This is a genomic window from Novosphingobium aquiterrae (genome assembly GCF_042434435.1).
In the GTDB taxonomy this organism is placed as follows: Bacteria; Pseudomonadota; Alphaproteobacteria; order Sphingomonadales; family Sphingomonadaceae; genus Novosphingobium; species Novosphingobium aquiterrae.
Genome location: NZ_JBHLTL010000001.1, coordinates 960,207 through 986,057, shown reverse-complemented (window position 1 = coordinate 986,057; position 25,851 = coordinate 960,207). Strand labels below are relative to the sequence as shown.

Below are 25,851 nucleotides of genomic sequence, written 5' to 3'. Positions count from 1 at the left end.
GTCGCGGTGCGGCGCGTCCAGGTCAAAGAAAAAGGGCGCGAAGGTTACCCTTCGCGCCCCAATTCTTTGCCTGCCGGCGAAGATTACATCTTCTTGGCGGCATCCGCAGCAGCAGCAGCAGCGTCGGCAGCGGCGCCCGAAGCGGCGGTCGCGGCGTCGGCAGCGGCAGTGGCAGCGCCCGAAGCGGCGGTAGCGGCTTCAGCAGCAGCGCCCGAAGCGGCACCCATGGTGTCGGCAGCGGCGTCCGAAGCGGCGCCCATGGTGTCGGTGGCGGCTTCCGAAGCAGCGGTGGTGGCGTCTTCAGCCTTTTCCGACGAGCAGGCCGACAGAGCGAGAGCGGCGCCAGCAGCGGCGGCAGCGAGAACGATCTTGCGCATGAATGGTATTCCTTAGAACAGCGAGTGGACCACGCGCGGCTGGCATTTCCCGGTTCCCGCCAGATAACCTGACAGATGCCGGGCATACGCGACCGCGCGGAAAGCCTACCTTATCAGTAGACTTCGCGCGGACAAATAATGCCCTTCGTCGGGGGATGCAAGCGATTGTCGCGTCCAGCATGATTCCATGCGCACATTAGCGCGCAAGAGTCGGAATGCATCCCAATTGTGGCGAGGGTATGACGCAGCGCACCGCCCGCGCTGCGGCTTCAATGGAAACGCGCTTGTGGCGGGCTTACACTGCCCCTGCCATGCTGCTAGCGTGGACCGCATGGAGCCCAAGCAGCATCTCTACCTGGTCGATGGATCGGCCTATATTTTCCGCGCCTATCACCGGCTGCCGCCGCTGACCAACCCGCAGGGTGTCCCGGTCGGCGCGGTCTATGGCTATACCACCATGCTGTGGAAGCTGGCCGAAGATCTGAACAAGGCCGATGGACCCACCCACCTGGCGGTGATCCTCGACGCGTCGAGCGTGTCGTTCCGCAACGAAATCTACGACCAGTACAAGGCCAATCGCCCGCCCCCGCCAGAGGATCTCAAGCCGCAGTTCCCGCTGATCCGCGACGCCACCCGCGCCTTCAGCCTGCCCTGCATCGAGGAGATCGGGCTGGAAGCGGACGATCTGATCGCTTCATACGCCCGGGCCGCGACCGAACGCGGCTGGGACGTGACCATCGTATCGTCCGACAAGGATCTGATGCAGCTGGTGGGTCGCTGCTGCCCCGGCGAAGATGGCTGCGAAGGTGGCTGCATCGACATGCTTGACACGATGAAGAACCAGCGGATCGATGTGGCCGAGGTCGAGGAGAAGTTCGGGGTCAGGCCCGAACTGGTCGGCGACGTGCTGGCCCTGATGGGCGATTCGGTCGACAACGTACCCGGCATTCGCGGAATCGGTCCCAAGACCGCGACCAAACTGATCCAGGAACATGGCAGCCTTGAAGGTGCACTCGCTGCTGCGCCCGGGATGAAGCCGTCGAAGCTGCGCGACAGCCTGATCGAACAGGCCGAAATGGCCCGATTGAGCCGGGTGCTGGTGCAGTTGAAGGAAGACTGCGCGCTGCCTGTGCCGCTCGATGACATGAAGCTCGATGCGATCCCGCCCGATCCGCTGATCCACTTCCTCAGCGAACATGGCTTCACCAGTCTGCTCAAGCGCCTGGGCGACGGGCGCGGCAGCCCCGAACGCGCGACCCAGCTCAATCCGGCCAAGCCGGTCACCGCCGGAGAAGCGGCCGTACCCGCGGGGGGGCGCCAGCCACTGGCCGCGATGCCGCCGGTCGACCGCACGGCCTATGCCTGTGTCCAGGACGAAGCGGCACTGGCCGCGTGGATCGAGCGTGCCTTTGCTGCGCGGCTGGTCGCGGTCGATACCGAAACCTCCGCTCTTGATGCGATGCGCGCCGACCTCGCCGGGATCAGTCTGGCGCTGGGTCCGAATGATGCCTGCTATATTCCGCTGGGCCACGGTGGCAGCGACATGTTTGCCGAGCGTCCGGTGCAGATCGACAAGGGCCGCGCCCTAGCCCTGCTCAAACCGCTGCTGGAAAGCGATGCGGTGCTCAAGGTCGGGCAGAACATCAAGTATGATCTCAACGTGCTGGCGCGGCATGGCATCGCGGTCGCCCCGATCGACGATACGATGATCATCAGCTTCGATCTCGATGCCGGGCGCAGCGAGGACGGGATCGGCGGCGGCCACGGGATGGACGAGCTGTCGAGCCGCCACCTTGGCCATACCACGCTGACCTTCAAGGAGGTCTGCGGCACCGGCAAGAAGGTGATCCCGTTCGGCGAGGTCCCGCTTGACCGCGCCACCGAATATGCCGCCGAGGATGCCGACGTCACCTGGCGGCTGCACCGCGTGCTCAAGCCGCGCCTTTCCGAAGAGAGTGCAACCCGCATCTATGAGCGGGTCGACCGGCCACTGGTTCCCGTGGTGGCGCAGATGGAGCGCCACGGCGTTCGCGTCGATCGCGAGCGGCTGGCCGGGCTGTCCGCCACCTTTGCCGAGCAGATTGGCGCGCTTGAGAGCGAAATCCACGCGCTTGCCGGCGGGCCTTTCACGATCGGCAGTCCCAAGCAGCTGGGCGACGTCCTGTTTGATACGCTCGGCTACAAGGGCGGCAAGAAGGGCAAGAGCGGGCAGTATTCGACCGACCAGTCGGTGCTGGAAGGGCTGGCCGGCGAAGGCGCACCGATTGCGGGCAAAGTGCTCGAATGGCGCCAGCTGTCCAAGCTGCGTTCGACCTATACCGAGGCGCTGCAGGCGGCGATCAATCCCGATACCGGGCGGGTCCACACCAGCTACAGCCTGGTCGGGGCGCAGACCGGACGGCTGTCCTCGACCGACCCCAACCTGATGAACATCCCGATCCGGACCGAAATCGGCCGCCAGATCCGCGATTGCTTCGTCGCGGAACCGGGCAACGTGCTGCTCGCCGCGGACTATAGCCAGATCGAACTGCGCCTGGCCGCACACATGGCCGACGTGCCCGCGCTGAAGGAAGCCTTTGCCAATGGCGAGGACATCCACGCCCGCACCGCGCAGGAAATGTTTGGCGAGGTCAACCGCGACACCCGCGGCCGGGCCAAGACGATCAACTTCGCGATCCTTTACGGGATCAGCCGCTGGGGGCTGGGCGGACGGCTGGGAGTCACGTCGGATGAAGCCCAGGCGATGATCGACCGCTATTTCGAACGCTTTCCGGGGATCCAGCGCTATATCCACGAAACGCTCGATGCAGTGCGCGAGCGCGGCTATTCAGAAACGCTGTTCGGGCGCAAGACCTGGTTCCCGCGGATCAAGTCGCCCAACCAGGCGGAGCGCCAGGGCAGCGAGCGCGCCGCGATCAACGCCCCGATCCAGGGCACCGCGGCCGACATCATCAAGCGGGCGATGGCGCGGATGAACCCTGCGCTGGAAGCCGCCGGGCTCGGTCATGTGCGGATGCTATTGCAGGTCCACGATGAACTGGTTTTTGAACTGCCGGCCGGCGATGTCGCCGCGGCGTCCGACGTCATCCGCGCGGTAATGGCTGGTGCCGCCGCCCCGGCGGTCGACATGAGCGTGCCGCTGGGGGTCGAGATCGGCCACGGCGAAAGCTGGGGAGCTGCGCATTGAGCGGCGGCATGGCGACCCGGCTGCCGGCGGGCCTGCCTTCGGGCGAAACTGTGCTCGGCTGGTCGGAAAGCCTGACCCGCGCCGCGATCCATGGCGGCATCGCAATCGGCGTGGCCTTCACCCTTCACCTGCTGATCTTCGCCGGGCTGAAGCGCGCCGCGCGGCTGTCGACAACCAAGGGCGACGATCTGGTGCTGGCCGGGCTGCGCATGCCGACGCTGTGGCTGATGATCGCGGTGGCGATCTCGGTCGCGGCGGAAAGCGACGCGCTGATCGGGCGGGTCTGGGGCGAACTGGGCCGTTTCATCGAACCCGCGCTGCTTGGCTGGCTGTTCTTCGCGCTGGTCAAGGCGCTGGCTGCGGCGCTCGATCACCGCGCCGAAGCCTATGACGACGAACTGGCCGCGCGCAGCCGCCGCACGCGCATCGCGATCCTGTCGCGGACCGCCAGCTTCCTGATCGTCTTCGTCACCGTCGCGCTGGTGCTGTTCGGCATCCCGGCGGTGCGCAATCTTGGCACCACGCTGCTCGCCTCGGCCGGGGTGGCGACCCTGGCGGTCGGCGCGGCGGCGCAGCCCGCACTCAAGTCGCTGATCGCCGGGATGCAGATCGCGCTGACCGAGCCGATCCGCATCGGCGATTTCGTGGTTGTCGATGGCGAGAATGGCCGGGTCGAGGATATTCGCCTGAGCTATGTGGTGATCCGCACCAATGACGAGCGACGGATCATCGTGCCGACTTCGAAGTTCCTCGACAGCACGTTCCAGAACTGGACCCGTGCCGGGGGCGGAATTACCGGGTCGGTGGTCCTGCCGATCAAGCCGGGCAACCCGATCGGCCCGATCCGCGAAGCCTACGAGGCTTTGCTTGCCGCCAATCCTGACTGGGACAAGCGCACCGGCGCGCTCCAGGTCAGCGAGGTCCAGGTCGGTTCGATCGAGCTCAAGCTGGTGATGAGCGCGGCAGGCCCCACCGCGCTCGGCCGGCTGCGCCCGGTGATGCGCGAAGCCATGCTCGAATGGCTGCGCGAAAACATGCCCGCTGCGCTGTGCGACGAGGTTTGAACGCCCCCCCACCGGGGGGCGCTTTTCACCCGTGCTTCTTCTCCCGCGTCGATTCGACCATGCCGGGCGCGAGGAAGCCGATCTGCTGCGCGGTGACTTCAGCAGCGCGCTTTTTCAATTCGCCTTTCATCTTTAGATACTCGGCTTCCATTTCCGCCGAGACCGTGGCGCGCGAATCCTCCAGCGCCTCGGCAAAGTCGGCGGCAGTGACGGTCTTGGCATCGCCGTCGCTGCGGCGGATCGCGTTGAGCCCGGCACGGCGCACGACATCTTCAAGATCGGCCCCGGTAAAGCGGTCGGCCTTGGCGGCGATCGCACCAAGGTCGACGTCCTTGGCCAGCGGCATCTTGGCGGTGTGGATCCCCAGGATGTGTTCGCGGCCCTTGGCGTCCGGCGTGCCGACATAGATCAGCTCGTCCAGCCGGCCCGGACGCAGCAGCGCCGGATCGACCAGTCCGGGGCGATTGGTCGCGCCGATCAGCACCACGCTGGACAGTTCTTCCATCCCGTCCATTTCGGCCAGGATCGTATTGACCACGCGGGCGGTGACCTGCGGCTCGTTGCCGCTGGTGCCGCGGGCCGGAACCAGACTGTCGATCTCGTCGATGAAGATCACGCAAGGCGCGACCTGACGCGCGCGCTGGAACAGCCGGGCGATCTGCTGCTCGCTTTCGCCATACCACTTGCTCAAGAGGTCGGATGACTTGATCGCGATGAAGTTGGCCTCGCTTTCCTTGGCGACAGCCTTGGCCAGCAGGGTCTTGCCGGTGCCGGGCGGGCCATAGAGCAGGAAACCCTTGGCCGGGCGGATGCCCAGGCGGCGGAAGGCGTCCGGGTTCTTCAGCGGCAGCTCGACCCCTTCCTTGAGCTTGTCCTGGGCGTCATCCACGCCGCCGACATCGGCCCAGCCGACATTGGGGACCTGAACCATGACTTCGCGCATCGCCGAAGGCTGGACCCGCTTGAGCGCATTGAGGAAATCCTCGCGCGTGACGGTCAGGCCTTCAAGCACTTCGGCCGGGATGGTCTGCGCCTCGAGATCGAGCTGGGGCATGATCCGCCGCACCGCGTCCATCGCCGCCTCGCGCGCCAGCGCGCCCAGATCGGCGCCGACGAAGCCGTGGGTGGTGCGCGCCAGTTCATCGAGGTCGACCCCGGTCAGCGGCATACCGCGGGTGTGGATCCCCAGGATCTCGCGCCGGCCGCTTTCGTCGGGCACGCCGACCACGATCTCGCGGTCGAAGCGGCCGGGGCGGCGCAAGGCTTCATCGATCGCGTCGGGGCGGTTGGTCGCGGCGATGACCACGATGTTGGAGCGCGCCTGCAGCCCGTCCATCAGGGTCAGCAGCTGGGCGACCAGGCGCTTTTCCGCTTCACCCGGCGTGCCCGAGCGTTTGGGCGCGATCGAATCGATCTCGTCGATGAAGACGATCGAGGGCGAGGCCTTCTCGGCCTCCTCGAACACTTCGCGCAGACGCCGTTCGCTCTCGCCATAGGCGCTGCCCATGATCTCGGGGCCGTTGATGGTGAAGAAGCTGGCTTCGCTTTCGTTAGCGACGGCGCGGGCCAGGCGGGTCTTGCCGGTGCCCGGCGGACCATGGAGCAGCACCCCCTTGGGCGGATCGACGCCCAGTCGGGTGAACAGTTCGGGATAGCGCAGCGGCAGTTCGACCATTTCGCGCAGCTGGCGGATGGTATCGCCCATGCCGCCGACGTCGTCGTAGTTGACGTCGCCGCGCGATCCGCGGGCTTCCTCGAATTCCTCACGCAGCTCGACCTCGGTGTTCTCGTCGATGTGGACGATGCCCTTGGGCACGGTCGAAACCACAGTCAGGCGGATTTGCGTGAGGGCAAAGGCCGGGGCGTTGAACATCCGCGCGACCTGCGGCGGCATGTCGCGGACCTGAGTCTGCCCGGTGGTGGCAACCAGATCGCCCGCGACCAGCGGACGCTGGAAAAAGTTGCGCTTGAGCGCCTGGCCGGGGCCTTGCAACCGCATCTCGCGCTGCGCCGGGGCGAAGACGACCCGCTGCGCCGGGCGCGATTCGGCCTTGGCGACCTGGACGTGATCGCCCGAACCGACTTCGGCATTGGCGCGCTGCAGCCCATCGAGGCGGATCACGTCGAGCCCTTCGTCCTCGGCATAGGCCAGCACGACTCGCGCCGCCGTGCTGCGCTTGCCGACGATCTCGACCACGTCGCCTTCGGTCACACCAAGGGCGGCTAGGGCCGACTTGGGCATGCGGGCGATGCCCTGGCCGCTTTCTTCCTGCCGGGCGGCAGCCACCTGCAGTTTGACCGCCTTGTTCTTAGCGGCGGCGTCATCGCCATCGGCCATTGTATCGGTTCCTGTCTGTGCCGGGCCTTTGCCCTGTGGGATGCGAAGCTAGGAACTGATTGGCGGGAATGCAAACCGGTCCGTGCGCTTTGACGCATAACGCCGATCCGGGCGCGGCGTTGCCCGACAAGCAGCCCGGCGTGCAAAAAAGAAGGCCCGGACGTCGCCGTCCGGGCCTATGAAAGTTTTTGGGAGAGGATGCCTGAAAGGCAGGCTCTATCTGGCTTCGACTGGATTATTGTGCAAGTGCGAAAAGCGCATTTCAAGTTGCATAATTTGCAACATGACGTGAAAATAGCTCAAGGTCGGCGGAATTTCAGAATAAATCGGTCGGTGTTGCCGCGCACGCTTGGATCGAAGACATTGACCTCGTGGGTGTCCGTTGTGCGCTGCAACAGGTTGCTTTCGGCTTCCAGCACGAAGCCCGCGGCGGCCATGTCGGCTTTGACCTTGGCCGGATCGATGCGGTGGAGCTTTTCGACCAGGGCACGGGTATCGCCGGCCGGTCCGACGTGATCGATGATCACCACGTGGCCGCCGCGCTTCACCGCCTGGAACCAGCCGGACAGGACTGCGGGGACGTCAAGGCGCGGGAAGGTGTACTTTTCCGATTCCCAGTAGAGGTCGTGGAAGTTGAGGTTGATGAACAGCAGATCGACGCTGCGGGCCGGAAAGGTTGTCGTGGCGATCGGCTGCAGAACCTGCCGGACATTGCCGTGGCTGGCCAGAATCGGTGCCCAGGACTTGGCATCGTTGAAGCTGGGCGGATCGCTGGCATAGACCCGGCCCCGGGGCCCGACCGCGCGGGAAAACAGTTCGGTCCAGTAACCCGATCCAGCCATGAAATCAACCACGGTCTGGCCGCGGCGAACCTTGGCAAAATCGAGAATCTCAGCCGGCATGCGCGAGGCATCCAGAGTGCGGTTCTTTTCCCCGCGATCATTGGCGGCGACGGCTGCCGCATAGTCCGCTGGCTTGGCGGAAAGCGGCGGGGCCAGCAGCACGGCGCAAGCAGCGGCGGCAAGGGTGGTAAGTCTGCGCAGGTGGGTCATGGCGTCTCTCCCCGGATCAGGTCGTGCCGCAGCTTACTGCTGGCATGCCCCCTCGGCGAACCGCAATCGACAAAGTGCCGATACCGCCCGGTCAGTGCGCGATCAGCAGGGGCGGTGCGGCGCCTTCTTCCAGGAAATAGCGCGTCACTCCGCCAAAGAGGAATTCGCGCACCCGGCTGTGGCTGTAAGCGCCCATGACCAGGAGTTCTGCCTTCCGGGCATGGACTTCGCTGGCGATCGTTTCCTCGACCGAATTGACCTTGGCCGGTTCGGCCAGTTCGGCCTTGATCCCGTGCCGCGAGAGATAGCGCAGTGCCTCGGTCGCCGGGAAATCGCCGCTTTTGGCGGGCGGAACCGAAATTACCGAAACCGCCGGGCAATCGCGCAGCAGCGGCACTGCGGCGCGCAAGGCATGCGCCGCCTCGCGCCCGCCGTCCCAGGCAATGGCCGCGGCCCGCAGTGGCAAGGCCAGCGGACGGTCATCGGGCAGGGCCAGGACGGGCGCGCGGGCTTCCAGGGCCAGGTCGCCGCAATAGCCACAGCCGCGCGAAACCACGATCAGGTCGGCCAATCGCGCCGCATCGGCCATCGCCGCCAGCGGCTCGGTTTCGTACTGGACCACGTCGAAAGGCACGTCATCGCGCGTCAGGCGTCCGGCGAAGGCCGCTGCCAGCGCATCGTCCTGGGCCAGCGCATCGTCCAGCGCCTCGCGCGCGACATAGGTCCCGCCGTAGGGATCGACTGTGACATAGCGGCTTACCGGCGTGTCGATCAGCAGGGTCACGTGGCCGTGATTGGCGCGGGCGATGGCCATAGCCGTGTCGAGGCGCGCGGCCATGCCGCTGTCGCGGCCGGTTTGGATCAAGATGGAACGCATGGCAGGTCCTCCGCAAGTTGGAGCGATGCTGCGCCCCTGCGCTAGACCTGTCCATGATTTCGATCAATCAACACGGCTTGCCCGCACCGCCAGGATCGGCCACGGAACGGAGTAACCCGCACAGGAGACCTGCCAACGTGAACCAGCGCCGTTTCGATGCCGTGATTTTCGACTTTGGCGGGGTAATCACCGCCTCACCGTTCGAGGCGTTCAATCGGCTAGAGGCCGAACGCGGCCTACCGCGCGATTTCATCCGCGAGGTCAATGCAGCAAATCCCGACGGAAATGCCTGGGCCCTGTTCGAGCGGGCGGAGATCGACGCCGCGCGGTTCGATACGCTGTTTGCTGCCGAAGCCGCAGCCCTGGGTCACACGCTGGACGGTGCGTCGGTGCTTGCTGTCCTGTCCGGGGCGATCCGCCCGGCAATGGTCACCGCGCTCGACCAGCTTAAGGCGGCGGGATTTCGCCTGGCCTGCATTACCAACAACGTCCCTGCGGGTCACGGCGCCGGGATGGCACGCAGCGGCGATGCCAAGGACGCCTACGAACAGGTCTTCGCGCGGTTCGAACAGGTGATCGAAAGCAGCAAGGCCGGGGTACGCAAGCCCGACCCGCGGATCTACCTGTTGATGTGCGAACGGCTTGGACTGGAACCGGCGGCCTGCGTCTACCTCGACGATTTGGGGATCAACTGTAAACCTGCGGCGCAGCTGGGCATGCAAGCGATCAAGGTCACCAGCGGGGAGCAAGCCCTGGCCGACCTTTCGGCCATTGTGGGCCTGGCGCTGGGTTGATCGTTGCGCGCCGCGCAACTGGCGCGGCGTCTGTTGCAATTGTAACGATCCTGCGCTTGACGTAGCGGCTGGCGCTTCAACCTGTGGGAGCAGTGATGCGAAAGATCTATCCCGATGCACCGGCCGCGCTCGATGGCCTGCTGCGCGACGGCCTGCTGATCGCCTGCGGCGGTTTCGGTCTGTGCGGCATTCCCGAACGCCTGCTCGATGCGGTGCGCGACAGCGGGGTCAAGGACCTGACCTTTGCCAGCAACAACGCCGGGATCGACAACGAAGGCATCGGCAAGCTGCTCCGCACGCGGCAGGTCAGGAAGATGATCAGTTCCTACGTCGGCGAGAACAAGGAGTTCGAGCGCCAGTACCTGTCGGGCGAGCTGGAAGTCGAGTTCTGCCCCCAGGGCACCCTGGCCGAACGGATGCGCGCCGGCGGGGCGGGGATTCCGGGCTTCTACACCAAGACCGGGGTCGGCACACTGGTGGCAGAGGGCAAGGAAACCAAGGTCTTCAATGGCGAGGAGTATGTCCTTGAGCAGGGCATCTTCGCCGATCTGGCGCTGGTCAAGGCGTGGAAGGCGGACGAGACCGGCAATGTCGTGTTTCGCAAAACCGCGCGCAATTTCAACCAGCCGGCGGCAACCTGCGGCAAGGTCTGCGTGGTCGAGGTGGAAGAGATCGTCCCCACCGGCAGTCTCGATCCCGATTGCATCCACTTGCCTGGGGTCTACGTCCAGCGCCTGATTGTCGGCGCGCCCTATGATAAGAAGATCGAATTCCGCACCACTCGCAGCACGGATGTCGGCTGATGACCCAACACGATCACATCGCCCAGGGCTGGAGCCGAGACCAGATGGCGGCCCGTGCCGCGCAGGAGCTGCAGGACGGCTATTACGTCAACCTGGGGATCGGCATTCCGACCCTGGTCGCCAACCATGTCCCTGCGGGCATGACCGTAACCTTGCAGAGCGAAAACGGGATGCTGGGCATCGGTCCGTTCCCGACCGAGGACCAGATCGACGCCGACCTGATCAATGCCGGCAAGCAGACGATCAGCGAATTGCCGCATTCGGCCTATTTCGATTCGGCCCAGTCCTTCGCGATGATCCGCGGCGGCAAGATCGACCTGACCGTGCTGGGGGCTATGGAAGTCGCCGAAAACGGCGACATCGCCAACTGGATGATCCCGGGCAAGATGATCAAGGGCATGGGCGGGGCGATGGACCTGGTTGCCGGGGTCAAGAAGATCATCGTGGTGATGGAGCACTGCGCCAAGGATGGCAGCGCCAAGTTCATCCCGGCCTGCACCCTGCCGCTGACCGGGCGCAACGTCGTCGACATGGTGATCACCGACCTCGCGGTGTTCAAGCGCGACGATCACGCCAGCCCGTTCCGGTTGATCGAGCTGGCCCCAGGGGTGACCGCCGATGCGCTGGCCGCCAGGACGACGGCGCACTACATCGTTTAACTGGCCGATTAATCGGACTTGCAGCCACGGTCCGGCGGCGCAATGATCGCTCCCGTAACGGGAGAGAATCATGGACAATGCCGTCTGCCGCCTGACCGGCTGCGAATTTCCGCTGTTTGCCTTCAGCCACTGCCGCGATGTCGTCGTAGCGGTCAGCAAGGCGGGCGGCTTTGGCGTGCTGGGGGCAACGCGCTTTACGCCCGAGCAGCTTGAGGAAGAGCTGGCCTGGATCGACGAGCACATCGACGGCGCGCCTTACGGTGTCGACGTGCTGGTGCCGGAAACGGTCGATCCGCGGGTTGCCGACTTTGCCGACAATGCCCAGCGGGCCGAAGCGATTTCCGCGCAGCACCGCGATTTCACTGCCGGCTTGCTGAACCAGTATGGCGTGGCGGTCAGCCCGGACGAAGTCGTGCGCTATGAAGGGCGCGCCGGGATTACCCCGGAAAACGGCTTTGCCCAGATGGAAGTGGCCTTCCGCCACCCGATCCGGTTGATCGCCAACGCACTGGGCATTGCTCCGGCGGAAATGATTGCGGAGGGCAAGCGCCGCGGCATCCCGGTGGCAGCACTGGTCGGGGCCAAGGAGCACGCGCTGCGCCAGGCCGCGGCGGGGGTCGACATTATCGTTGCCCAGGGCGGCGAGGCGGGCGGCCACTGCGGCGAGGTTTCGACCCTGGTGCTGATCCCCGAAGTGGTCCGCGCGCTGAAGGCGGCGGGGCAGGACATTCCCGTGCTGGCCGCGGGCGGGATCATGACCGGGGCACAGATGGCGGCAATGATGGCGGCGGGGGCGCAAGGGGCCTGGACTGGCTCGGTCTGGCTGGCGACCACCGAAGCGGAGACCAGCGAAGCCTTCCGCGACAAGATGGTCGCGGCGCGCAGCCGCGACACCGTGCGCAGCCGCAGCCGCACCGGCAAGCCGGCCCGCCAGCTCAAAACCGCGTGGCACGAGGCCTGGGACGGTGAAGGCAGTCCCGGCACGCTGCCGATGCCCCTTATGGGTATGGTGTCCGAACCGGCGTTCCAGCGTATCGAAAAAGCTGTCATAAACGGGAACGAAGAGGCCCGCGCGCTCGTTTCGTACTTCGTGGGGCAGGGCGTAGGCCTGATCGACCAGGTGCGCAGCGCCAAGGGCGTGGTCCAGGATTTCCGCGAGGAGTTTGCCGAAGCGGTGCTGGGATTGACCAGCATGCTGGAGTGAGTTGATTTGGAGTAGGTTGCAATGCTGGGCGCAGGTTTTCGCGAACGTTATCTCGATGTCCTGGCGTCGATCTACATCTACAATGAACACCGGGGCTATACCTCGCTTGACCGCGTGCTTGAAGCGGTGCGGCTGCGCTGTCCCGACGATCTGGAATTCCAGGGCGAAATCGCCAAGCACCGCAAGGACGAACATACCCACTACCTGATGTTCCGCCGCTGGTTCGAACGCCAGGGGCGGATGCCGCTGCAGGTCGATTCGGGGGTCGGACACATCGACCGCTTCATTCAATGGGTGTTCCGCTGTTCGATCGAGGAGCTCGATACCCAGCACATCATCGCCACGCCGGACGAGTTCGAGCGGCTGTGCCGGGTGATCATGCTGACCGAGCAGCGCGGCTATGCCCAGGTCGAAATCATCCTGAAGAACCGGCTGATCATGTCCGATCCGGTGATGAAAAAGATCTTCGAGATCGTCCACCGCGACGAGCCCGATCATTTCCTGCCCTACCAGCGCTGGCTGGAACGGCAGGGCCGGGCGACCGCGAAGTGGAATGAGCGCGCTGCCGACTGGTGCATTCACAAGATCCTGATGCTGGCCAAGCTGCCGGCGCTGTTCCTCGATGCGGGGCGCCCGCGCATCGCGCGCTGGCCGGACGAGGATGCCGCCGCCTACGCGCATTGACCAAGATCGGTCCGGCGCTAGGTTGAGCGCCATGGCCTATACCCTGATCACCGCGAACCGGAACTATTCCAGCTGGAGCCTGCGCCCCTGGGTGCTGATGAAAGGGCTGGGCATCCCCTTTGCCGATCGGCTGGAGCCCTTCGCCAAGCCTGACAACTACGACGATTTCCGCAAGTTCAGCCCGACCGGTCAGGTGCCGGTGCTGATCGATGGGCATCGAGTCATTGCCGATTCGCTGGCGATTGCGCTCTATCTGGCCGACCGGCACCCCGGCCACTGGCCAGCGGACGAGGAGGCGCGGGTTTTCGCGCAAGGGGCGGTGTGCGAAATGCACGGCGGGTTCGGGCATCTGCGCAACGACTGCACGATGAACGTCGGCGTGCGCGTCAGCCCCCGGGCGCCGAGCGAAGGCTTGCAGCGCAATCTCACGCGCGTGCGCGAGATATTCGAAAGCGGTCTGTCACGCTTCGGCGGACCGTGGCTCGCAGGATCGGAATTTGGCGCAGTCGACGCCTTTTACGCCCCGGTTGCTTTCCGGATTCGCACATACGGGCTCGATGTCGGCAAGGGGCAGGCCTGGGTTGAGCATATGCTGGACCATCCAGCGATGCGCGATTGGGAGAGGGCCGCGCTGGCCGAGACGTGGCGCGAGGAAAGCCATGAGGCAGAACTTGCTGCCTGCGGGGCGATCACTGCTGATTACCGCGGAAAAGCCTGACGACCGCGATGGATCACGCTACCCCGAACCTTCCCGCCCGTGACTTTTCGGCGACATCGCGTTTTTACGCGATGCTCGGTTTCACTGAGACGTGGCATGACGCTGGATGGATGATCATCGATCGCGGCAGTTTGCGGTTGGAATTCTTCCCATATCCCGAGTTGGACCCAACGACGAGTTCGTTTGGAACTTGCCTTCGACTCGATGATCTCGAGGCTTTTGTCGCTGCCTGTGCTGCTGCCGGCATCGCGGTTGCAAGCAAGGGATTTCCGCGATTGCACCGGCCCGCGCGCGAACCAAGCGGCTTGACGATCGGCTACCTCGTCGATCTGGATGGCACTTTGCTCCGCCTGATCCAGAATTGAGGCCTTAGCCCAGCAACGCCTTCAGATCCGCCACCAGATCAAGCCGTTCCCACGGGAACAGATCGCCTTCCGCCTTGCGGCCGAAGTGGCCATAGGCAGCGGTCTTGCGGTAGATCGGCTTGTTCAGACTCAGGTGCGTGCGGATCGCGCGTGGGGTCAGGCCGCCCAGCTTGGGCATGGCCAGCAAAGCCGCTTCGATCTTGTCATCGCCGACCGTGCCGGTTTCGTGCGTATCGACATAAAGCGACAGCGGCTTCGACACGCCGATGGCATAGGCCAGCTGGATCGTGCAGCGCGTGGCAAGGCCGGCGGCGACTACGTTCTTCGCCAGATAGCGGCTGATATAGGCTGCGCTGCGATCGACCTTGGTCGGATCCTTGCCGGAAAAGGCACCACCGCCATGCGGGGCGGCGCCGCCATAGGTGTCGACGATGATCTTGCGCCCGGTCAGCCCGGCGTCGCCGTCGGGGCCGCCGATTTCGAAGCTGCCGGTCGGATTGATGAAGTACTCGGTTTCGCGCAGCAGTACCGGCGGGATCACGTCGGAGACCACGCGCTTCACATAGGCGTGCAGCGCGGCTTCCTTGTCGCCCTCGTCGTAACCGGGGGCGTGCTGGGTCGAGACAACCACTGCAGTCGCCGCGACCGGCAAGCTGCCTTCATAGCGCAGGGTCACCTGGCTCTTGGCATCGGGTTCCAGGAACGGAGCCGCGCCCGAATGGCGGTCGGCGGCCATACGCTCAAGGATCTTGTGGCTGTAGTACAGCGTCGCCGGCATCAGATCGGGAGTCTCGTCGGTGGCATAACCAAACATGATGCCCTGGTCGCCCGCGCCTTCATCCTTGTTGTCGGCTGCGTCGACGCCTTGCGCGATGTGCGCCGACTGGCCGTGCAGGCGATTGATGAATTCGAACTTGTCCCAGTGAAAGCCATCCTGCTCGTAACCAATTTCCTTGACCGTGCGGCGCACTGTGGCTTCGATTTCGTCCTGGGCGCCCGGTATCCATTCGCCGTTCTCATAGACGCCCTTGCAGCGGATTTCGCCGGCCAGCACGACCAGCTGGGTCGTGGTCAGCGTCTCGCAGGCAATCCGCGCTTCGGAATCCTTGGACAGGAACAAGTCGACGATAGCGTCGGAAATCTGGTCCGCGACCTTGTCGGGATGGCCTTCGGAGACGGATTCGGACGTGAACAGGTAGTCGGTGCGCATCAACGGATTCCGATATAAAGAAAGCTTTATGTCTGCTGCCGTCTAGCTTCGGCTACGGCGGCTGGCAACCACGCTTGCGACAAGAAACAGTGTCGCCCAGACAAGTGCAAGCTTATTACCCAGCTTGGCAAACAGGGTCGCTTGGCGCGCCGGAGGGATCGTGCCATCGATCCGCCCCGCCTTGTGCCGCGGAACCCACTGGCGGACCACGCCGCTGGGTTCAATCACGGCGCTGATCCCGGTCGTGGTGGCGCGCAGCACCGGCAGACCCTCTTCGATGGCACGCAGACGGGCCTGGGCAAGATGCTGGGGCGGGCCGGACGCACCGAACCAGCCGTCGTTGGACGGATTGAACAGAAACTGTGGCCGCGCGGCGCGATCGACCACTTGCCCTGAGAAGATGATCTCATAGCAAATCTGGACGCCGGGCCGGCCCCACTGGCCAAGATCAAGCGTCTGCGGCCCGGGGCCGGGCCAGAAGTCGATATCGCCCGGCACCAGCCGCGACAGTCCCAGCGGGGTCAGCAGCGCGCGCATCGGCAGGTATTCGCCATAGGGCACCAGATGCGCCTTGGCATAGGAACCGACGATGTCGCCGCCGCTGCCGACCGCTGTCACGACATTGCGTGCCCCTACGGCGTTGTCGTCCTTGATCTCAAGGTCGACCGCGCCGGTCATCAAAACCGTACCCGGTCCGGCAATCATGCCCAGCCGCTTGCGCGCGATGCCGGGGTCGGCACCGACATTGTCGAGGTAGAACCGCTCGGGATAGCCATCGCGCAAATAGTCGGGGACGCCGCTTTCAGGCCACAGGAGCAAACGTTGCTGGCCGGGCTGGCGCGGTGCGGACAAGGCGGCAAGCCGGGTGAAGTTGCGCGGGAACATCGCCGGATCGTTGAGCTGGTCCTGCGGGATGTTGGGCTGGACCAGCGTGACGGCTGGGCCATTGCCCGGGGCAGGGGAACTGGGGCTCAGGCGCAGCGGATTGGTCAGCAACACGATAGGCACAAGCAACAGCACGGCGCCGCGCCAGTTCACCTTGCCCTTGCGCAAGGCTATCAGCACGCTGCCGGCAAACAGGATGACAATCCCCGACAGGGCATAGGTTCCGGTCAACGGCAGGACCGACGCAAAGCCTGGGCTCCCAAATGGTCCCAGCGCGATCGCTGCCAACGGGTTCCACGCGAAACCGGTAAAAATCCATGCACGAAGCCATTCGCTAACGATCCAGCAGCCAGCAAAGGCCAGAATCGTAGCGCCCAGATTGGCGCGCCCCAGCCGCCATGCCGCAACGGCTGCCAATAGCGGATAGACCGCAAGATAGAAGCTGAGCAGGACGACCGCGATCCACCCCAACCATACCGGCATCGCCGCCTGATAGGTGAAAGCCGTCGCGATCCAGGTGTTACCGGTCGTAAAGTGGCCGACTCCGAAGAGCCAGCCGATCAGCGCGGCTGCTTTCCAGGTCGGTGCACGTGAAACCAGGTCGATCAGCCCGGTAAGGCCAAGCAGGGCCAGCAGGGTGAGATGAAGCGGTTCGAATCCGGTTGCCGCCACCGCGCCGCACAGCAGTGCAGCCCAGCGCGGGTGACTATGGAACAGGCCTAGCGCGCGCTGCACGCCGGGGATCAGTTCACCGATTCAAGCGTTTCGCCGGCATCGTCGGCCGACGGCTTCTTGCGCGGGCGGCCGCGGCGCGGCTTGGCCCCGTCGCTGGCAACACCCTCGTCACCCGACACCTCTTCGCGCGGGGCAATCGCAGGCGGTAACAGGGTCGGGTCAAGCCCGGCCGGTTCACCGCCGTCATCGCTGCGGCTGTCGCGGCGCGGGCCGCGATCGTCGCGCTCACGCCGGGGACGCAGCCCGCGCGATCCGCGCGGCTCGCGTTCGCGCACAAACGGATTTTCAGGCGGTTCGTAAGGATTGTCGCCGCCGTCATCGCTGACTGCAACCGGTTCTTCCTGCTGGTTGCCACGCGACTCTACGTCGCGCTCTTCGCTGGACGGGCGTTCTTCGCGGCGGGGGCGATCCTCGCGCGGCTGGCGGTTATAGCTGGGCTGGTCGAAGCTGGGGAAATCGGCATCGCCGTTGAAATCGCCGCCGTCGTCGTTCTCGTCGGCGGATTCCTGCCAGCGCTCACCCTGCGGGCGATTGCGCTGCTCTTCCTGACGGACGCGGGTGTCGGCGATCACGCGGAAATAGTGATCGGCAAACTGCAGATAGTATTCAGCCTGGACCCGGTCACCGTTGAGGTGCGCGTCCTGCGCCAGCTTGCGATACTTTTCCAGCAGCTGCGGGGCATTCCCGCGCGCCCGGCTGTCGATCCGGTTGAGCTGCTGTCCGCCGCCACTGCCACCGCCATTCGGACGGTTACCCCGTCCGCGCCGACGGTTGTTGTTCCCACGATTATTGTTGTTCAAGGGTACGATTTCCCTAATCCGGCGACCGCTTGGCTATTCTGCCTGTCCGGTCGCATGACCCGTGCCACGGGCGCACGATCGCGCTTCGTGGTCCCGACATCTGCAGCTTGCACGGCGGGAAACCGCCGAATCGCAAATGTTGGATTTGGCCAGCGGGTCAACGAAAAGGCGGACCAGCGCGGGCTTGCCTGCGGATTTAGGCGCTGGATCCTGCCTTGCCAAGCGAAATCGTGAAGGCAATCACCCGATTTCTCTCACCCAGGTCTTGGTGAACGACCGATTCCAGCCCTGCCGCCGTGCCGATGGCGCGGACCGCTTCGGCTTGAGTCGCACCGATTTCGACCAATGCCATGCCGTTCGGGTTCAGCAGCGCAGGCAGCTGCGGCACCAGCACACGGTAATCGTCAAGCCCGTCCGCCCCGGCGAACAGCGCGCCCGCCGGTTCGAAATCGCGGACGTCGGCAGACAGGGCGGCGGCGGATTCGACATAGGGCGGGTTGGTCAGGATCAGGTCGAACGTGCCGAGCCCATCGGCCCAGCCTGGCTGGTGCCAGTCGGACTGGCGCAGTTCGGTGCGTTGGGCCAGGCCCAGCCGCGCGGCGTTGTCTTGCGCCACGGCCAGAGCGGCTTCCGAGCGGTCGATCCCGATTCCCTCCGCTGCAGGTAGGCCGTCTAGCACGGCCAGCAGCAGCGCCCCCGATCCGGTTCCGCAATCGAGCACGCGCTTTGCCTTGGGCCGCGCTGCCAGCGCCGCCTCGACCAGCGTCTCGCTGTCGGCGCGGGGGATCAGCACATCGGGAGTGACGCGAAGATCGAGCCCGAAGAATTCCTGGTGGCCGCGGATATAGGCGACCGGTTCGTGGCCCAGGCGCCGCGCGACATAGCCGGCGAAGGCGGTGGGCACGGCGTCGCCCATCCGCTGCAGGAACATGGTCGAGCGGCTGACCCCCAGGGCGTGGGCCATCAGCAGCTCGGCATCGAGCCGGGCGCTGTCAGTGCGCGCGCCCAGTTCCTCGCTGGCGGCGCGGATCGCCTGGGCGACGGTGCGGGTCGGGGGGAGATTCACTCTCCCAATGCCGCGAGGCGCTTGGCCTGGTCCTCGGCGATCAGCGCGTCGATCAGTTCGCCCAGGCCCGGCCCTTCGAGCACTTCGGTCAGGCGGTGCAGCGTCAGGTTGATGCGGTGGTCGGTGACCCGGCCTTGCGGGAAATTGTAGGTGCGGATGCGTTCGCTGCGATCGCCCGATCCGACCATCGCCTTGCGCGCCGCCGCTTCCTCGCCCTGGGCGGCGTCGCGCTGGGCCTCGTAAAGCCGGGCGCGGAGCACCAGCATCGCCTGGGCCTTGTTCTTGTGCTGGCTGCGCCCGTCCTGGCAGGTGACCACGGTACCGGTCGGCAAGTGGGTGATGCGCACGGCGGAATCGGTGGTGTTGACGTGCTGGCCGCCGGCGCCCGAGGCACGGTAGACGTCGATTTTGAGGTCCTTGTCCTCGATCGCCACGTCGACCTCGTCAGGCTCGGGCAGCACCGCCACGGTCGCCGCGCTGGTGTGGATGCGCCCGCCGCTTTCTGTCACCGGCACGCGCTGGACGCGGTGGACCCCGCTTTCGAACTTCAGCTTGGCGAAGACGCCGTTGCCGTTGATCTGAGCGACCACTTCCTTGAAGCCGCCGATATCGCTGGCATTGGCGCTGACCACTTCGATCCGCCAGCCCTGCTCGGCGGCATAGCGCTCGTACATCCGCAGCAAGTCTGCGGCGAACAGCGCGGCTTCATCGCCCCCGGTCCCAGCCCGGATTTCGAGCATTGCCGAGCGGCTGTCGGCGCTGTCGCGCGGCAGCATGGCGAGGGCCAGGCGGTGCTCGGCCTCGGGCAGCTCAGACTCGATCCGCGCAATTTCTTCGGCGGCCAGCTCGCGCATTTCGGGATCGTCGATGGTGGCGAGGCTGGCGAGCTCGGCGCGCATCGCCTGGACTTCAGCGGCAGCGCGGGCGACCGGTTCCAGTTCGGAAAAGTCGCGGCTGGCAGCGACGAAATCCTTGCCCTCAAGCGTCCCCGAAGCCAGCCGCGCCTCGATTTCGGAAAAGCGTGCGGCGATCTGGGCGAGACGGGTGTCGGAAACTGCCATTAGGCGATGGTATCAAGAATCGCGATCACCCGATCCTTCAGCGGCGTCTCAACGCTGGTGCGAAGGTGATGCGCGAGAAGGCCGTCTCGCTGGCTGACCGAAGCCAACAAGGTAGCACCCAACTTGCCAGCCTTGTCGAAGCGCTTGCGCGCGGACCCAGTTGCCACGAGATCCGCAGAAATTCCGTTGCGACGAAGGGCCGAAACGAAGCGAATGGCAAAGTCGATAACTGCATCGTCCTCCACCGCAATGGCGACGTCCAAGCCTTCGCTTGCATCCGAGCCAGAATCCCCAACCAGCATCGCCAAGCGCTCGATGCCCGCCGCCCAGCCGACCGCAGGTGTTACTGGCCCGCCCAAACTCTCCATCAGCCCGTCATAGCGCCCGCCACCGAGCACGGTGCCCTGCGCCCCTAGCCGGTCAGTGACGAATTCGAACGCGGTGTGGCGGTAGTAGTCGAGGCCGCGGACCAGTGACGGAGCACGAGTCCAGGCCACCCCAGCGGCATCCAGTCCGCCGGTGACCTTGCCGAAAAAGTCCTGCGCTTCGCTGCTCAGGAAATCGTCGATCTTCGGCGCATCCGCCACGAATACCCGGTCGCACGGGTCCTTGCTGTCGAGGATGCGCAGCGGGTTGCGCTCGAGCCGGTCCTGCGAATCCTCGCTCAGCTCGCCCTTCACCGCGCGGAAGTATTCGACCAGGGCTGCGCGCCACGCCTCGCGGCTGTCGGCGTCGCCCAGGGTGTTGAGCATCAGCGTCACCCCATCGGCGATGCCCAGTTCGCTGAGCAACTGATCCGCCAGGCACAGCAATTCGACATCGGCCTGCGGTTCCGCCGCGCCGATGATCTCGGCGTCCAATTGGTGAAACTGCCGATAGCGGCCCTTCTGCGGGCGTTCGTAGCGAAACAAAGGCCCGTGCGTCGCGACCTTCAGCGGGGCGTGCTGCTGCCAGCCATTGGTGATGTAGGCGCGGGCGATCCCGGCGGTGAATTCGGGCCGCAGGGTCAGCGATTCGCCGCCGCGATCCTCGAAGCTGTACATTTCCTTGGAGACGACATCGGTGGTCTCACCGATCGAGCGGCTGAACACCTCGGTCTTCTCGAACACCGGCATCTCGATCCGGCGAAAGCGGTAGAGCTTGCGCACCCGCTCGAAGGTCTCGATCACGTGGGCGAAAGCTTCGGCTTCTGCGCCGAAAATGTCCTGGGTGCCGCGAATGGCCTGCGGGGTGTTGCTCATGGCGCTGGCCCCTACCGCGTTTGTCGCTGGTCGAAAAGGCACCTGAGAAACCGTTGCGCAGCCGTGCGGCTTTCGGCATCACCCCGGCATGATCCACAAAAGCCTTGTCGCAGCTCTGCTTGCCTCCGCCGCCCTTGCCTCCAACCCAGCGTTCGCTACCAATTCCGCGCCCACCGCCGTGCCGATCGCCCAGACCGTGCCCGATGCCAGGGATGTGCCCTATCCCGGCACGATCAAGCTCGATATCGACGCCAGCGATACCGTGCGCGGCGCCTACCGGGTGACCGAGACGATCCCGGTTGCCGCCGGCACCCGCACGCTGACCCTGCTGCTGCCGCAATGGCTGCCCGGCAACCACGGCCCGCGCGGGACCATGGCCGAACTGGTCGACCTGACCTTCACAGCGAACGGCCGCAAGCTGGAATGGAAGCGCGATCCGGTCGAAGTGTTCGCCTTCCACGTGTCCTTGCCCAGCGATGTCGAGGTTAGCGAAGTCGTCGCCAAGTTCATCCACACCTCGCCGCTGCAGGGCAGTGAGGGACGCATCACCATGACCCCGGACATGCTCAATCTGCAGTGGGAAAAGATGAGTCTCTATCCCGCTGGCTATTACGTGCGGCAGATCCAGGTCCAGCCCTTCGTCACCCTGCCGGCCGGCTGGACCCCGGCGACTGCGCTCGATGGAGCGAGCCAGCTCAATAATCGCTGGTCCTGGGCACCGACCAATTACGAAGTGCTGGTCGATTCGCCGATCTTTGCCGGGCGCTATTTCAGGAAGTGGGACCTGACCGAACCGGGCCGCCAGCGCGTGACGCTCAACGTCGTGGCCGACAAGGCCGAACAGCTCGAGGCCAAGCCGGCGCACATCGATGCGCACAAGGCGCTGGTGACCGAGGCGCGGCTGGCCTTCGGCGCCAACCACTTCGATCACTACGATTTCCTGCTCGCCGTGTCGGACAAGATCGGCGGGATCGGGCTGGAGCACCACCGGTCGAGCGAGAACCAGCTCGAGCCGGCCGCTTTTACCGAATGGGACAAGCAGGAATGGGATCGCGGCCTGTTGCCGCACGAATTCGGTCATTCGTGGTCGGGCAAGTACCGCCGCCCGGCGCGGCTGTGGACCCCGGACTATCGCCAGCCGATGCAGGGCGACCTCTTGTGGACCTATGAAGGTCAGGACCAGTTCTGGGGGCTGGTGCTCTCGGCGCGCTCGGGTCTGCAAAGCAAGGACATGGTGCTGGGGCAATTGGCGGCATGGGCCGGCGGTTTTTCCGAACAGGCCGGGCGGCGCTGGCGCTCGGTCGAGGATACCGGCAGCGATCCGGTTTTCGCCGCGCGCAAGCCGAAGCCCTATGCCAGCCTGGCCCGCAGCGAGGACTATTACACCGAAGGCGCGCTGGTCTGGCTGGAAGCCGACCAGATCATCCGCGCCGGGACGGGCGGCAAGAAGAGCATCGACGATTTCGCCAAGCTGTTCTTCGGGATGAACGACGGCGACTGGGGCCAGGTGGCGTTCGAAGCCGACGAGATCGTCGCCAAGCTGAACCAGGTCTATCCCTATGACTGGAAGCGGTTCATCGACACCAAGATCAACCAGCCGGGCCAGCCGGCCCCGATCCAGGGCTTGGAAAAGGGCGGTTACAAGCTGGTCTGGAAGGACGAGCCCAATCCCTATGACAAGGCCCGCTTCGCCGAGGCGAAGGTAACCAGCCTGGCCTATTCGCTGGGCATCGGGATCGACAAGGATGCCAAGGTCACCGGCACGCAGTGGGACAGCCCCGCATTCAACGCCGGGGTTGTCACCGGATCAAAGATCCTGGCGGTGAACGGGGTGACCTATGATGGCGACGCACTGAAGAAAGCGATCACCGCGGCCAAGAGCGGGGCGCCACTGGAACTGCTGTTCCAGCGCGGCGACCGCTTCCAGACGGTCAGGATCGATTACAAGGGCGGGCTGCGCTATCCCTGGCTGGAACGCACCGCGGCGGGCAAGGCGCCGACCGGGCTGGACCTGCTGCTTGCCCCCAAGCGCGCGGTGAAGGCCCCGGCCAAGGCAAAGAAATGACCGCGCGGCGCGGCCTGCTTGCCGATCTGCGCAGCGCGCTCGGCAGCAAGGTCGCGCCGCCGCGCTTCGTGCTGTTCGTGGTGCTGCTGGGCGCGGTGGCACTGGCCTGGCGCCTGCTCCACGCCGCGCCGCCGGGCGATGCCCTGGTGATCGGGTTCGATCTGGCCGCGGTAGTCTTCATGGCCACATTGCTTCCGCTACTGCGCGATCGCAGCGCGGCAACTATGCGGCGTCATGCGGCCCAGAACGACGCCAACCGCTTCTTCGTGCTGGCGCTGACCGGGGCCACGGCGCTGGCGATCCTGATGGCAATTTCGGCGGAACTGCCTGCGGCCAAGCAAGGCCACGTGCTCGCCATCGCCAAGCTGATCGGCACGCTCGGCCTGTCGTGGGCCTTCACCAATGTCATCTTCGCGCTGCACTATGCCCACATGTTCTACGCCCGCGCTTCCGCAGGCAAAGGCGATCACGGCGGGTTCGATTTTCCCGGGACGGCAGAGCCCGACTATTGGGACTTCGTCTATTTCGCCTTCACCGCGGGGATGAGCTTTGCCGCCTCCGACGTCGATGTGACCAGCGGCGCGGTGCGCAGGGTGGTGGTGCTGCATTCGCTGCTGTCGTTCGTGTTCAACATCGGCGTGCTGGCGTTCAGTATCAACGTGCTGGCCGGCGCTGCTGGGTGAATTTCCCTCACGTTGACATTGCAGTGCAACATATGCGGGTCTAAAGGCCCGTCCACTATGCGCATCGACAAGATCCCGGTTGGCGACAACCCGCCCGAAAGCCTCAATGTCATCATCGAAGTGCCCGTCGGCGGAGAGCCGGTGAAGTACGAGTTCGACAAGGAATCGGGGGCGCTGTTCGTCGACCGCATCCTCCACACGCCGATGCGCTATCCGGCCAATTACGGCTTCATCCCGCACACCCTGTCGGATGATGGCGACCCGCTTGACGCGCTGGTCATCGCCCGCTCGCCCTTCGTTCCGGGCTGCGTGGTCCGCGCCAGGCCGATCGGCGTACTCAACCTCGAAGACGAGCACGGCGGCGACGAAAAGCTGATCTGCGTGCCGGTCGACACGACCTTTCCGTACTATTCAGACGTGGGTGAGCGGCAGGATCTGCCCTCGATCGTGCTTGCCCAGATCGAGCACTTCTTCACCCACTACAAGGACCTGGAGAAGGAAAAGTGGGTCCGCGTCGGCAAATGGGGCGACGCCGAGGACGCCAAGCGCGTGGTGATCGAATGCATCGCGCGGTACGAGGCGAGCAAGTAGGGTTCAGTCCCCCGCCACCATCATGCCGTCGACCCGCACTGTGGGCACGTTGACGCTGCGGTGCCATTCCAGATCGTTGGCCGGAACCAGTGCGGCGAACATGTCGATCAGGTTGCCGGCCACGGTAAATTCGGCCACCGGCCCGGCGATCTCGCCATTGACGATGCGAAAGCCTGAGGCGCCGCGGCTGTAATCGCCGGTGACGCCGTTGACACCGTGCCCGATCAGTTCGGTCACCAGCACACCCTCGGTAATGTCGGCGATAAGCTCGGCTACCGAAAGCGCACCGGGTTCCAGATGCAGGTTACTGGCCGAAACGCCGGGCGCACCGCCCGCGCCGCGCACCGCGTGCCCGGTTGGCGTCCCGCCAAGCTGGCGCGCCGCAGCGCTGTCCATCAGCCAGCCGGTCAACCGCCCGTCATCGACCAGCCGTCGCGACGCGGTGGGCAGCCCCTCGCCATCGAACGGGCGCGAGCTCAGCCCGCGTAGGCGGCGCGGATCGTCGACAATGGTGATGCCGGGGGCAAAGATCTGCGCCCCGTCCTTGTCCAGCAGGAAACTGGCCCGGCGCGCGATCGCGCTGCCTGACATGGCCCCGACCAGGTGGCCGATCAGCGATCCTGCAACCCGCGGATCGAACACCACCGGCATCGTCCCGCTCTTGAGCCGGCCGGGATTGAGGCGCTTGACCGCGCGTTCGCCGGCGAGCGTGCCGATTTCCGCAGGCGAGGGCAGGTCGGCACCGTGGCGCGCACTGCGCCAGGCATAGTCGCGCTGCATCCCCGCGCCTTCGCCCGCGACAACGCTGGCGCTGATCCCAAAGCCGGTGCCGCTGGTCGCCGCGCAAAAGCCATGGCTGGTGGCCAGGGCAAAGGTCCGCGCCGAGGCGCTGGCCGAGCCGCCCTCGCTGTTGGTCACGCCGCTGACCGCGCGCGCGGCGTCCTCGGCGGCCTGGGCCAGTGCGCGTAAGGCGGCAGGGCCGGGTTCGGCAGTATCGGCCAGATCAAGGTCGGGCCAGGGCGCGCTGGCCAGACAATCCTGCGGCGCCAGACCGGCAAACTGGTCTTCGGGCGCGGCGCGGGCCATTGCTACGGCGCGTTCAGCCAGTTCGCCCAGAGCTGCATCGGACAAGTCGCTCGAACCGATCGAGGCCGAACGCCGCCCGACAAAGACGCGCAGATCCAGGTGCTCGCTTTCCGATCGCTCGACGTCCTCAAGGGCGCCAAGCCGGATCGATACGCTTTCGGAGGAGGAGCCGGAATAGACCGCATCGGCGGCATCGGCGCCGGCCTTGCGGGCGCGCTCGACCAGCGCGGCGACACGGTCCTTGGCTGAATCGGGATTTAGCATGACGACCTGGCGACTCCTCTGGCGGGGTCGCCGATCTAGGCA

At 65.4% G+C, this 25,851-nt stretch carries 23 protein-coding genes; 12 read left to right on the top strand and 11 right to left on the bottom strand.

Annotated features, from left to right (window positions below; translation table 11 throughout):
- Positions 1-83 precede the first annotated feature (83 nt).
- Entirely contained in the window at positions 84-377 is a 294-nt protein-coding gene (locus tag ACFFF7_RS04770) for a hypothetical protein (protein WP_379480209.1), read from the bottom strand.
- Between the two features lie 331 nt (positions 378-708).
- Between ACFFF7_RS04770 and polA the strand changes: the two genes are divergently transcribed.
- Positions 709-3,564, top strand: coding sequence for a DNA polymerase I (gene polA / locus ACFFF7_RS04765; protein WP_379480466.1), 2,856 nt, complete (start codon positions 709-711; stop codon positions 3,562-3,564).
- A gap of 8 nt (positions 3,565-3,572) precedes the next feature.
- Positions 3,573-4,628, top strand: a complete 1,056-nt coding sequence (locus ACFFF7_RS04760) for a mechanosensitive ion channel family protein (protein ID WP_379480208.1) — start codon at positions 3,573-3,575, stop codon at positions 4,626-4,628.
- Between the two features lie 25 nt (positions 4,629-4,653).
- On the opposite strand, the gene ACFFF7_RS04755 is transcribed toward ACFFF7_RS04760, so the two are convergent.
- From ACFFF7_RS04755 to ACFFF7_RS04745, 3 genes are all read right to left on the bottom strand, one after another.
- Positions 4,654-6,966: a CDC48 family AAA ATPase gene (locus ACFFF7_RS04755; RefSeq protein WP_379480207.1), complete on the bottom strand. Its 2,313-nt coding sequence runs from the start codon at positions 6,964-6,966 to the stop codon at positions 4,654-4,656.
- Positions 6,967-7,265: 299 nt separating this feature from the next.
- Positions 7,266-8,018, bottom strand: coding sequence for a class I SAM-dependent methyltransferase (locus tag ACFFF7_RS04750; RefSeq protein ID WP_379480206.1), 753 nt, complete (start codon positions 8,016-8,018; stop codon positions 7,266-7,268).
- Between the two features lie 91 nt (positions 8,019-8,109).
- Complete coding sequence (locus tag ACFFF7_RS04745; RefSeq protein ID WP_379480205.1) at positions 8,110-8,895, bottom strand: universal stress protein; 786 nt, start codon at positions 8,893-8,895, stop codon at positions 8,110-8,112.
- Positions 8,896-9,032: 137 nt separating this feature from the next.
- Between ACFFF7_RS04745 and ACFFF7_RS04740 the strand changes: the two genes are divergently transcribed.
- The 7 genes from ACFFF7_RS04740 (at position 9,033) to ACFFF7_RS04710 (ending at position 14,122) form a co-directional block, all read left to right on the top strand.
- Entirely contained in the window at positions 9,033-9,689 is a 657-nt protein-coding gene (locus ACFFF7_RS04740; RefSeq protein WP_379480204.1) for an HAD-IA family hydrolase, read from the top strand.
- Positions 9,690-9,784: 95 nt separating this feature from the next.
- Entirely contained in the window at positions 9,785-10,492 is a 708-nt protein-coding gene (locus ACFFF7_RS04735; RefSeq protein ID WP_379480203.1) for a CoA transferase subunit A, read from the top strand.
- Complete coding sequence (locus ACFFF7_RS04730; RefSeq protein WP_379480202.1) at positions 10,492-11,151, top strand: CoA transferase subunit B; 660 nt, start codon at positions 10,492-10,494, stop codon at positions 11,149-11,151. The genes ACFFF7_RS04735 and ACFFF7_RS04730 overlap by 1 nt, the downstream gene beginning before the upstream one ends.
- A 70-nt stretch (positions 11,152-11,221) precedes the next feature.
- The gene (locus tag ACFFF7_RS04725) at positions 11,222-12,355 is read left to right on the top strand and encodes an NAD(P)H-dependent flavin oxidoreductase (protein ID WP_379480201.1); all 1,134 of its coding nucleotides are present in this window, start codon (positions 11,222-11,224) and stop codon (positions 12,353-12,355) included.
- 21 nt (positions 12,356-12,376) lie between these two features.
- Positions 12,377-13,039 carry a ferritin-like domain-containing protein gene (locus ACFFF7_RS04720; RefSeq protein WP_379480200.1) on the top strand — a complete coding sequence of 221 codons (663 nt, stop codon included), beginning with the start codon at positions 12,377-12,379 and terminating at the stop codon, positions 13,037-13,039.
- 31 nt (positions 13,040-13,070) lie between these two features.
- Positions 13,071-13,757: a glutathione S-transferase family protein gene (locus ACFFF7_RS04715; RefSeq protein ID WP_379480199.1), complete on the top strand. Its 687-nt coding sequence runs from the start codon at positions 13,071-13,073 to the stop codon at positions 13,755-13,757.
- 8 nt (positions 13,758-13,765) lie between these two features.
- Positions 13,766-14,122 carry a DUF8817 family protein gene (locus ACFFF7_RS04710; RefSeq protein WP_379480198.1) on the top strand — a complete coding sequence of 119 codons (357 nt, stop codon included), beginning with the start codon at positions 13,766-13,768 and terminating at the stop codon, positions 14,120-14,122.
- Between the two features lie 4 nt (positions 14,123-14,126).
- On the opposite strand, the gene metK is transcribed toward ACFFF7_RS04710, so the two are convergent.
- The 6 genes from metK to hisS form a co-directional block, all read right to left on the bottom strand.
- The gene (metK, locus tag ACFFF7_RS04705) at positions 14,127-15,332 is read right to left on the bottom strand and encodes a methionine adenosyltransferase (RefSeq protein WP_379480197.1); all 1,206 of its coding nucleotides are present in this window, start codon (positions 15,330-15,332) and stop codon (positions 14,127-14,129) included.
- A gap of 42 nt (positions 15,333-15,374) precedes the next feature.
- Complete coding sequence (gene lnt / locus ACFFF7_RS04700) at positions 15,375-16,952, bottom strand: apolipoprotein N-acyltransferase (protein WP_379480196.1); 1,578 nt, start codon at positions 16,950-16,952, stop codon at positions 15,375-15,377.
- Between the two features lie 8 nt (positions 16,953-16,960).
- Complete coding sequence (locus tag ACFFF7_RS04695; protein ID WP_379480195.1) at positions 16,961-17,752, bottom strand: DUF4167 domain-containing protein; 792 nt, start codon at positions 17,750-17,752, stop codon at positions 16,961-16,963.
- A gap of 196 nt (positions 17,753-17,948) precedes the next feature.
- The gene (gene prmC / locus ACFFF7_RS04690; protein ID WP_379480194.1) at positions 17,949-18,818 is read right to left on the bottom strand and encodes a peptide chain release factor N(5)-glutamine methyltransferase; all 870 of its coding nucleotides are present in this window, start codon (positions 18,816-18,818) and stop codon (positions 17,949-17,951) included.
- Positions 18,815-19,879 (bottom strand): peptide chain release factor 1, encoded by a 1,065-nt coding sequence (prfA, locus tag ACFFF7_RS04685; protein ID WP_379480193.1) that lies wholly within the window; start codon positions 19,877-19,879, stop codon positions 18,815-18,817. The genes prmC and prfA overlap by 4 nt, the downstream gene beginning before the upstream one ends.
- Complete coding sequence (gene hisS / locus ACFFF7_RS04680; RefSeq protein ID WP_379480192.1) at positions 19,879-21,120, bottom strand: histidine--tRNA ligase; 1,242 nt, start codon at positions 21,118-21,120, stop codon at positions 19,879-19,881. Before hisS ends, prfA begins: the two co-directional genes overlap by 1 nt.
- 88 nt (positions 21,121-21,208) lie before the next feature.
- On the opposite strand from hisS, the gene ACFFF7_RS04675 reads away from it, so the two are divergent.
- From ACFFF7_RS04675 to ppa, 3 genes are read left to right on the top strand one after another with little or no spacing between them, the layout of a single operon-like run.
- Positions 21,209-23,185 (top strand): M61 family metallopeptidase, encoded by a 1,977-nt coding sequence (locus ACFFF7_RS04675; protein WP_379480191.1) that lies wholly within the window; start codon positions 21,209-21,211, stop codon positions 23,183-23,185.
- Positions 23,182-23,868 (top strand): DUF1345 domain-containing protein, encoded by a 687-nt coding sequence (locus ACFFF7_RS04670; RefSeq protein WP_379480190.1) that lies wholly within the window; start codon positions 23,182-23,184, stop codon positions 23,866-23,868. The genes ACFFF7_RS04675 and ACFFF7_RS04670 overlap by 4 nt, the downstream gene beginning before the upstream one ends.
- Before the next feature lie 57 nt (positions 23,869-23,925).
- Positions 23,926-24,459 carry an inorganic diphosphatase gene (gene ppa, locus ACFFF7_RS04665; RefSeq protein WP_379480189.1) on the top strand — a complete coding sequence of 178 codons (534 nt, stop codon included), beginning with the start codon at positions 23,926-23,928 and terminating at the stop codon, positions 24,457-24,459.
- A 3-nt stretch (positions 24,460-24,462) separates the two neighbouring features.
- Here the strand turns inward: ppa and ACFFF7_RS04660 are convergent, their stop codons facing one another.
- Positions 24,463-25,809, bottom strand: a complete 1,347-nt coding sequence (locus tag ACFFF7_RS04660) for a TldD/PmbA family protein (protein ID WP_379480188.1) — start codon at positions 25,807-25,809, stop codon at positions 24,463-24,465.
- Positions 25,810-25,851 lie beyond the last annotated feature (42 nt).